This window comes from Marivita sp., assembly GCF_965656765.1.
Taxonomy (GTDB): Bacteria; Pseudomonadota; Alphaproteobacteria; order Rhodobacterales; family Rhodobacteraceae; genus Marivita.
Genome location: NZ_CBFHLV010000093.1, coordinates 1 through 8814, shown reverse-complemented (window position 1 = coordinate 8814; position 8814 = coordinate 1). Strand labels below are relative to the sequence as shown.

The 8814-nt window shown below is 59.9% G+C and carries 8 protein-coding genes; 2 read left to right on the top strand and 6 right to left on the bottom strand.

All coding sequences use genetic code 11. The annotated features are described in order from the left end of the window. Positions 1-463: 463 nt before the first annotated feature. The 6 genes from ACTG4M_RS16410 to ACTG4M_RS16385 all read right to left on the bottom strand — a co-directional run bounded on the left by ACTG4M_RS16410 (position 464) and on the right by ACTG4M_RS16385 (position 6509). Positions 464-2005, bottom strand: a complete 1542-nt coding sequence (locus ACTG4M_RS16410) for an amidohydrolase family protein (RefSeq protein ID WP_439124744.1) — start codon at positions 2003-2005, stop codon at positions 464-466. Then, complete coding sequence (locus ACTG4M_RS16405) at positions 2002-2676, bottom strand: aspartate/glutamate racemase family protein (protein WP_439124743.1); 675 nt, start codon at positions 2674-2676, stop codon at positions 2002-2004. The genes ACTG4M_RS16410 and ACTG4M_RS16405 overlap by 4 nt, the downstream gene beginning before the upstream one ends. After that, positions 2676-3962: a TRAP transporter large permease gene (locus ACTG4M_RS16400; protein ID WP_439124742.1), complete on the bottom strand. Its 1287-nt coding sequence runs from the start codon at positions 3960-3962 to the stop codon at positions 2676-2678. The genes ACTG4M_RS16405 and ACTG4M_RS16400 overlap by 1 nt, the downstream gene beginning before the upstream one ends. Further along, positions 3962-4483, bottom strand: coding sequence for a TRAP transporter small permease (locus tag ACTG4M_RS16395; protein WP_439124741.1), 522 nt, complete (start codon positions 4481-4483; stop codon positions 3962-3964). Before ACTG4M_RS16395 ends, ACTG4M_RS16400 begins: the two co-directional genes overlap by 1 nt. A gap of 10 nt (positions 4484-4493) precedes the next feature. Beyond that, the gene (locus ACTG4M_RS16390) at positions 4494-5465 is read right to left on the bottom strand and encodes a TRAP transporter substrate-binding protein (RefSeq protein ID WP_439124740.1); all 972 of its coding nucleotides are present in this window, start codon (positions 5463-5465) and stop codon (positions 4494-4496) included. Positions 5466-5663: 198 nt separating this feature from the next. Continuing rightward, positions 5664-6509 (bottom strand): MurR/RpiR family transcriptional regulator, encoded by an 846-nt coding sequence (locus ACTG4M_RS16385; protein ID WP_439124739.1) that lies wholly within the window; start codon positions 6507-6509, stop codon positions 5664-5666. 430 nt (positions 6510-6939) lie between these two features. On the opposite strand from ACTG4M_RS16385, the gene dusA reads away from it, so the two are divergent. Both dusA and ACTG4M_RS16375 read left to right on the top strand, forming a co-directional pair. Continuing rightward, entirely contained in the window at positions 6940-7947 is a 1008-nt protein-coding gene (dusA, locus tag ACTG4M_RS16380) for a tRNA dihydrouridine(20/20a) synthase DusA (protein WP_439124738.1), read from the top strand. Between the two features lie 118 nt (positions 7948-8065). Then, on the top strand, positions 8066-8728 hold the full coding sequence (locus ACTG4M_RS16375; RefSeq protein ID WP_439124737.1) for a hypothetical protein: 663 nt from the start codon (positions 8066-8068) through the stop codon (positions 8726-8728). The last annotated feature ends 86 nt before the right edge of the window (positions 8729-8814 follow it).

The window sequence follows — 8814 nt, the reverse complement described above, 5'->3', positions numbered from 1 at the left end:
GTGGCAACATTTTACGCTGCCCGCAGCGAGATTATCACGCCACTTCCGTGGCCAACTTTTGCACTGCCGTTCTCAGCGCGGCGCGTCAAGCGCCCTTGTCCGTTACGTGTCATGTTCACTCTCCCTGTGGCAGGTTCTGTCATGACTTGAAGGTGACACGTGCACGTGTGTGAAACGATTTTTTCCAGAGGGTGGCCTGGAGAAAAAATAGCGATTGCTTCAAAAATTTGCGCTTTTGCCGGGGCAGGGCCAAAAACTCAGCCGCCGTGAATCCGGGGGTGGCCGCGCCGTCGGTTTTGCAATGACAAAGCGCGATCCTGTCAGCGACGCGATGCGGAGGATTTCCACGGGGTGCCGTTGCTTCAAGGGCCCTCGCGGCGCGCGCAAGACTGGCGCGCTGGCCCATTCGCGCATCGCGTTTTGCCCGAGGCCAACACGGAACCGGTGTGAGTCAGAGAAGCGCTCAGTGGCGCGAGGACGCTTGATAAAACGGAACGCGTTCGCCGGTCGTCATAAGGTAGTTTTCGTAGAATGCCTTCACGGCGGGAAACACCTCTTCGCGGAGCTGAAGACGGTTGAGTTCGTCTTCGTCGCGCGGCTTTGATAGCGCTTCGGCGATCTGGGCCAGGATGGCGTCCCGGTCGATCCGAACAAAGCACCCGTCTTCATAGATCACGCCGCCTTCGACGATCACCTGATGGATATCCTTTGATTTTGCCCGATGGATCAGCGCATCCAAGGGTGCAATGCCTGGGTCCTGGAACGGATGTGTCGCGCGGTCATAGTCGAAGATCACCGCATCCATGCGGCACCCCGGCTCCAGCCTGCCGATCTGCGTGCCGAACGCTGTGGTCTGCGCGCCATGTTCTGTCGCCATGCGGAAGATCTGGCCGGGGGAGGGCACGTCTTCGGGGTCCATCCCCGGCACGCGGTGCACGTTCAAAGCCATGCGCATTTCCTGCAACATGTCGCGGTCGTCATTGATCCCGGCCTCGTCAATGCCCATGCCAACGGTCATGCCGCGTTTTTGCAGCTCCATCAGGGGCAGGGCACCTGACCGCAGGCGCAGGTTGGAGGAACAATTGTGACAAATGCAGGTGCCAGTTCCGGCGCAGATCTCGATGTCTTCCTCGGTCATCCACACGCCGTGGCCCAGCGTCATGTGCGGCCCGAGAAGCCCCAGTTTTTCCAGATGTTTGACCGCTGTAGTGCCGGTGCGGCGCAGGGCGTATTCCTTTTGATATGCGGTTTCGAGCAAATGCATATGCATCGGCACGCCGACGGCGGCGGATTTTTCCTGCATCGCCAGCAAACCGTCATCGGTCATCCAGTGCAGGTTCGCAGGTGCCAGTTGCACAAGCGTCCGCGGCGTCAGGCGTGTTTCGTTCAGGCGGTCGAACATCACCATGAACTCGTCAAAGGGCATGGTCAGCCGGGCCAGATGCGCGGCCATCTTCCGCCCGATCTCGGGTGGCAGCCGGTTGCAGAAATCCGCGTCAGCCTCATAGACGAAACGGTTTTGTTCGCGCACGGAATAGCAATAGGACACCCGCATCCCGATATCGTCGTAGGCATCGAGCACGCGACCGGCGCAGCCCACAACCGCATCCACGTCGCCCATCGCCCAGCCCTGGATGTGCTGAACGGTGGTGACCCCGGTCGAGATCATCTCGAACGCGGAATAAAGCGTGTCGAGATAGGGGTCGATCTTGCGCATGGCAAGGCGCGCCGCGAACCACAGCTCCAGCGGGGAATCCGGCGCGCCCATTTGCAGCGGCGTCAGGCCGACATGGTGGTGCGCGTTGATGAAACCGGGCATGATCATGTGATGCGGATAGGCCGAGACGGGTGCGTCGAGGTAGCTGTCCCGAATGTCCATGCTCGGACCGACCGCCAGAATCTTACCGTTTTCATGTGCAATGGCGGCGTCTTCGAGGATTTGAGGATGCCCGCCCTCGTCGGAGCCTGTCACGATCCAGCGCGCGGTGACGATTTCGACGCTCATTTGGCCATATCCTCGCGAGAGTGGACGGCAAGCTGCGCGCGCATCTGTGTGATGGCTTCTTGTGTGCCGTCGATGACAGGCACCGGACAATGCGGCGCAATGCGCTTGGACAAACCGGCCAGAGGGCCGCCTCCCAGAACGATGCTTTCAGCGCCGTCTTCCGCACAGGCGCGGCACAGCTCGGCGAGTGGTTCGGCAAGGTCATCGGCCATTTCCGCAGGATCACCGCTGAGCGCCGTTTGCAGAGTGGCCACTCTCAAAAGCGCCGCGCCCGCGCCGTGCTGGATTGCTTTTTCCTCCAAAGGCTGGGCGACCTCTGGTGCGAAGGTGACAATCGCGAAGGGTCCATCAAGCCGCCGCACAGTGGCAAAAGCTGCCTCTGCGATGCCGATAACCGGGATGTCAGGCCAGATCCGGCGCACGTCCTCAGCACCGGTGTCGCCAAAAGACGCAAGCACGATCCCGTCGGGCTTGCCCGGATGTTGTCTGACGGTTGCGACAACACCACGCGCGGCCTCTGCGCCGTCTTCGGGTGTGACGATCAGTTCCGGCCCGAATGCGGCGCGGCAGGTGACAAAGTCATCGCCTGGCAGCGCGACCGCCTGTGCGGCATCGGCGATGCGCTGCGTTGTGCTAAGGGATGTGTTGGGATTGACAATAAGCAGACGCATCACAGGATCACCGATGGCAGCCAGAGCGAGATGGCGGGAAAGAGATTGATGAGCAAGAGCGCCACCAGCATCGCCCCGATGAACATCAGCATCGACGGAATGATCTTGGCGATCGAGATTTTCGCAATGGCGCAGGTGATCAGCACGACGGACGCTACAGGCGGGGTCTGCTGACCGATGCCAAGGTTGATCGTCAGGATCAACCCGAAATGCACCCGGTCGATGCCCAGTTGATCGGCCAGCGGCAGAAAGATCGGCACGAGCATCAGGATCGCGGGCGTGCCGTGAATGATCGTACCCGCCAACAGGAAGAAGACATTGATCGCCAGCAGGACGACCCAGTAATTGTCCGAGATGCCAAGGATCGCCTGCGCAATGTCCTGCGGGATGCGCTGATTGGTCAGATACCAGCCCAGAAGCGTCGAGGTCGCCACGATGAACATCAGCATGGCCGACCGCTTGCCCGCCACGCGCAGCGTGTCGATCAGCGTGCCCAGCTGCACCGTCCGATAGACGAGGGCGGCCAGGATGATGGACCAGAAGGCCGCGATGGCGCCGGCCTCGGTCGCGGTGAAGATGCCGCCCAGAATGCCCACCAGAACGAGGATCGGCAGGGTCAGCGGAATCGCCGCGTCCTTGCCGGTTTCCGCCACACGGCGGAGGGAGAATTCGCCCTCGGTCGGATATCCGCGGCGGACCGAGATGACATAGGCGGTCCCCATCAGCAGCCCGCAGACGAGGATGCCGGGCAGGATGCCAGCGGCGAACAGCTCGGCGATCGAGGCATTGGCGACATAGGCATATAGGATCAAATTCAGCGACGGCGGCACGATGATCGCCATCGTCGCCGAGGTCGAGGTCACGCCGGCGGCAAATGCCGCCGGGTAGCCGCGCTTGCGCATTTGCGGGATCATCACCGACCCGATGGCAGCGGCATCCGACGTGGCAGTGCCGGAAATTTCGGAAAAGAATAGCGATGTCAGGATGTTGACATGCGCGAGGCCGCCGCGAATATGCCCGACGAGAGACGATGCGAAGGCAATCAGCTTTTCGGCGATCTTGCCCTGATTCATGATCTCGCCCGCGATCATGAACAACAGCGCCGCGACCAGCAGATAGTTATTCGCGCCACCGAACGGGATCAGCCCTATGATCTGCGGTACTACGGCAGGGTCCAGCAAGATCATGGTCGCCGCAGTCACGCCTAGAACAAAGGCAATCGGCAAGCCCGCGATGAGCAACACCACGAGCAGGATCAGGATGGTCCAGGCGGGATCAATCGGCATCACGCATCACTTTCCGGGATGAGGCTGTCGGGATCGACGCGTCCAATGAGAATGCCCACAAGCCGGACCGCGCAGAACAGCGCGATCAGCAAGCCCCCCGCCGCCATGGCTCCCCGAAAGAGCGTAACCGGCAGATCCACCGAAATCAGCGTCCGGCCCCAAAAGCTGGCGGCGGCAATCCCGCCATACCACGCCATCAGCGCGCCGAACCCGTCCATCAGGATCAGGTTCAGGCAGGTCACCACGCGCTTCGTGCCGCTTGGCAGAATGCGCAGCACGGCGTCAAAGCCCAGATGTTCGTTGGTGCGCGTCAGGTAAGCCGCGCCAATGAAGGTGAGCGCGGCGAGGATATAGGCGGGCAATTCCTCGCCCCATGACACGCTGTCATTCAGGACGAACCGGGCGAAGACCGCCCAGTTCAGAAGGGCCAGCAAAAGGCCCGCCATCGCGATGACAAGCGCGTCGAGGACCGCCGTGACCCACCGGTCGAGCGTTTCGATCAAGGATGCGAGGCCCTCCACCGCGGTCGCCTCACTCGATCCCGAGCGCGGTCTTGGTCGCGGCGATCATGTCCGCGCCGATCACGTCGACAAAGGTCGGGCTTTCGTAAAGCGGGGCCGCCGCGGCCTGGAAGGCGGCGAAGTCGATCTCGTTGATCTCCAGCTTGTCGGCCAGCGCGGCGATGGTTTCGGTGTCAGTTGTCTCGCCCCAGTCAAAAGTCCACGGTGCCATCTCTTTGGCGACCGTCATCATCGTTTCCCGCAGGTCTTCGTCAAGCGAGGCGAGATAGGGTTCGCCAAAGACAAGGAAGGTCGGCAGGTAGACGTGGTTCGACAGCGACATGTAGCCTTGCACTTCGAACAGCTTGGCAGTGTCGACCACGTTTGCAGGGTTTTCCTGCCCGTCGATGGTGCCCTGATCCAGCGCCGAATAAACCTCGCCAAAGCTCAGCGGCGTGGCGTTGGCGCCCAGCGTGTTGAACATCTCGACCCGCTGCTTGTTGGTGGGGGTTCGGATCTTCAGACTGTCCAGATCGGCGGGCACGACGATGGGGCGCACCGCGTTGGTGATTTGGCGAAAGCCGTTGTCCCACATCGCTGCAAGTACCATGCCGGAGCCGTCGAACCCGTCTGCCAGCATCTCGCCCGCTGGGCTTTCGGCAAAGGTTTGTACGGCGGCGCGATCTTCAAACAGATACGGAAGGTCGAAGATGGCCGTCCGCGTGTTGATCTGGCTCACGGCCGAAGCTGAGAGCGACGCATGGTGTGTACCAAGCGAAAGGCCTTGCAGCACGTCCTCTTCCTTGCCCAGCGTGTTGGACATGAAGATCTGCACATCGATCTCGTCCGGTGCGGCGGCTTCGAGCCGCTGTTCGTATTCCTGCAGGAAGACATGGGCAAACGAGCCTTCGGGAAGCGAAGAGTTGATTTGAAGTACGGTCTGTGCAGACGCGAAAGCAGGCATGATTGACGCGACAGTTGCGAGCAAGAGATGACGGGTCATGAGGGGCGTTTCCTTTTGGAAGAAGAGATGAGGTTATGAAACTTGTGAAAGGATAATTTCATGACCGCCAATCCGAGAAAAATATTTCTATTCGTCAGGCACCCGAAATCTACATGACGCCTAAAATATGGGCACCATAATGCACTCCCCGCTCCATTCTTACGCGAAGGCCAGGCTGCCACGGCGCGGGAATGTCGCTCAGAGCTCGCCCAGCTGATCGTGGAACTCTTCGATTCTTTCCATTCGCTGCCGTCCGTCCCCCCCTGACAATTCCAAAGTTCTGGCGGCAATCAGGTTGCAGACGGCGATTACGCCGGTGTGGTTGAGAAGCGGGCCTGTCGATGCCGTCGAACATGCGAAACTCCATCGCACGGGGGTTGCCAGCAATGACGCCACGTCTCCGATTACCGCCACCTGCGCGCCGGTGCTCAACGCGGCATCGACAAGCGCTTGCGCCGATTTCGTGCTGCGCCGCAGTCCCAGCAGGATCAGGACGTCCCGGTCCGAAAAACTTGCCACCGTTTCGGCCAGTGTCTCACCGGGTTTCGGGATCACCCGGACCGACGGCAGGACCTGACCGATCTGCCAGGCCAGATAACTGGCCAAGGGGTATCCGGCACGATGGCCCGCCAGCCAAACTCTCGGCGCGGTGTGGAGCGCTGCGACCATGTCATCGACAGTCGATATGTCCAGCTCTTCATAGGTCTGTTCCAAGGTTCGGCGGGATTGATCGAGATGGGCGCTGATCGCCTGCGTTGCATCGACATCCGCCGTTCCGAAGCGCAACACCGCAGCCCCGGTTTTCCCGGCATCGCGGACTTCGCGCCGCGCCTCTTCATAGGACGCATACCCGATCTTGCGCACGAAACGCGACACGGTGGCGTTTGACACACGCGCGACCTTGGCGACTTCTGTCGCCGTGTAACCCGCCATGTCGCCCGGAAAGCTTAGCAAGGTTTCCGCAAGACGCCGTTCGGTCGGGTGCAGGTCAGCCATGCTTGAGCGCACGCGCGAGATGAAGGAGTGTGATGATGGTTTTTTCATGTGCGCAAAATGCTTTGCACGGATGGTATGGTAAAGCACTTTCCATGATGCCTTCCTCTTTTCATTGATCGCGACTGGATGCTCTGAGCAATTGACCAAAAAAAGAAGCCTCTCGAACGATCTTTGGTGCGCGATAGCTCTTGACAGGTTGCCCTTTCGGAAAGGCTATGGCTTCGAACGTATGGTGTTCTTCCGCAAAGACGTGGGTCAAGAAGCTGACAGGAGCTTACGGTAGTCGAACTCCGGTTGACTATGCCCATGTTGATGTGAGGCTCCAGCTAAGCCAACCGCCCACCTCAGGGCCAGCCCCACCTAAACTCCGCCGTGAGCCTGTCTTTTCACGGGGTAGGGTGGTAGCGCACTCGGCATGTGGGTATGATATGCACTGCGGGTCGGTTCCGAACACAAGCGGCCCCGAGGAGATCGCTCAATGCCCTTGAACGCAGCCACCGAGGCAGCACGGTTGTCTGTAGCGCCCATGATGGATTGGACCGACCGGCATTGCCGGTATTTCCATCGGCAGATCAGTCGGCATGCGTTGCTGTATACTGAAATGGTGACTGCGCCGGCTTTGGTGCGGGGCGGTGCAGTGCATTTGCTAGAGCATTCCGAGGCAGAGCATCCGGTTGCCTTGCAACTTGGTGGCTCTGATCCGAAGGAATTGGCGGCTGCGGCGCAGATGGGGGCGGCTGTTGGGTATGATGAGATCAATCTGAATGTCGGGTGTCCTTCGGACCGGGTGCAGTCAGGTACATTTGGTGCGGTGTTGATGAAATCGCCGGAACTTGTGTCAGAGTGTGTGGCGGCGATGAAGGCTGTTGTTGATGTTCCGGTCACGGTGAAATGCCGCATCGGAGTGGATGATCAGGTCTCTGAACAGATCCTGCCGGACTTTATCAAACGGGTTCAGCAAGCTGGTTGCGATTACCTAATCGTACACGCACGCAAGGCTTGGTTGCAGGGGCTTTCACCGAAAGAGAACCGTGATATCCCGCCGTTGGATTATGAACTCGTGCTGCAGATGGCAGCGCAGTTTCCTGATCTGCCGATGTCGATCAATGGGGGCATTGAAACGTTGGACGTGGCGGCTGATTTGATCGACCGTGGGATGAACGGGGTGATGATCGGCCGCGCGGCCTATCATCGGCCTTGGGATGTTCTGGCGGATGTGGACCGTCGTCTGTTCGGCAAGGTCCCGGCCCATCAAACGCGGGAAGGCGTGATCGACGCCATGCGGACCTATATTGCTGCCCATATTGCCGAGGGTGGAAAGCTGCACCAGATCACGCGCCACATGCTTGGGCTGTTTGCCGGTGAGCCCGGTGCGCGAACATGGCGCAGGGTTTTGTCGGAAAAAGCCAACCGTCCCGAAGCCGGTGTGTCTTTGCTCGACGAAGCGCTAGAGCAGATGCATCAGCCCAATACGATGGCAAGTTGACCAAGTGGTAAAGAATTGGCCGCAGCAAGGGTTCATACGGTTTTCGTGGCATCCGGGGATATACCGTTGGGCCCAAGCGGCGCGTGCGATGGGCAGGCAGGTTGCGCAAAATCCGGAGATGAAAGAGCAGTGGCTCCAATGCGAAGGTACTTGGTTTGTGGGTGTTGATGCGCTTCCTTCAACGCCGAACGGTGCCGTTGGCGGTGTTCCTCTGCAGGGGCCAGCGCTTGAGCGGATCGGGGCGCGCGAGGATCTGCATCCTGCACAATTGTCGATCACCTATCCCGGTTATCCGCGCCCAAGGGCAGGGGAAAACGAGGCGGCATTCCGCTATCGGCGGAACCGCGACGCTGCGCATATGGATGGTCTATTGGCCGATGGGATGCCCAAACGACGGTTCTTACGTGAGCGGCACGATTGGATCCTCGGGCTTCCGCTAACAGAAACCTCTGTGGGTGCCAGCCCTTTGGTCGTGTGGGAGGGCAGCCATCACATCTTGCAAGGGGCGATGATCGACGCGCTGGGCAATTTGCCCGAGGCCCTCTGGCCCGAGACAGATATCACTGACGTCTATCAGACAGCGCGCAATACCGTCTTTAAGACATGCCGCAGAATTCCGCTCTTTACACGACCGGGCGAAGCGGTCTTACTCAATCCGTTCCTGCTGCACGGTGTGGCCCCTTGGGAGGCCGGGACAACGGCGTCTCTGGATGGGCGTATGGTGGCCTATCTGCGGCCTGAATCACGTGAATCAGGGGCTGTTTGGATAAGGCAAAAATAAGGCGTTGCCACATTCAATATAGCCGCTTGCGACAATCAGGACAGCGGCTCTGGCATTGTCTCTGATTGTCTTACAATTCCTTTAAA

Excerpts from the sequence above, each read along its gene's own strand:
- ACTG4M_RS16400 (WP_439124742.1), bottom strand. The coding sequence starts at position 3,962 with ATGCCGATTGATCCCGCCTGGACCATCCTGATCCTGCTCGTGGTGTTG.
- ACTG4M_RS16390 (WP_439124740.1), bottom strand. The coding sequence starts at position 5,465 with ATGACCCGTCATCTCTTGCTCGCAACTGTCGCGTCAATCATGCCTGCT.
- ACTG4M_RS16405 (WP_439124743.1), bottom strand. The coding sequence starts at position 2,676 with ATGCGTCTGCTTATTGTCAATCCCAACACATCCCTTAGCACAACGCAG.
- ACTG4M_RS16375 (WP_439124737.1), top strand. The coding sequence starts at position 8,066 with ATGAAAGAGCAGTGGCTCCAATGCGAAGGTACTTGGTTTGTGGGTGTT.
- ACTG4M_RS16385 (WP_439124739.1), bottom strand. The coding sequence starts at position 6,509 with ATGAAAAAACCATCATCACACTCCTTCATCTCGCGCGTGCGCTCAAGC.
- dusA (WP_439124738.1), top strand. The coding sequence starts at position 6,940 with ATGCCCTTGAACGCAGCCACCGAGGCAGCACGGTTGTCTGTAGCGCCC.
- ACTG4M_RS16410 (WP_439124744.1), bottom strand. The coding sequence starts at position 2,005 with ATGAGCGTCGAAATCGTCACCGCGCGCTGGATCGTGACAGGCTCCGAC.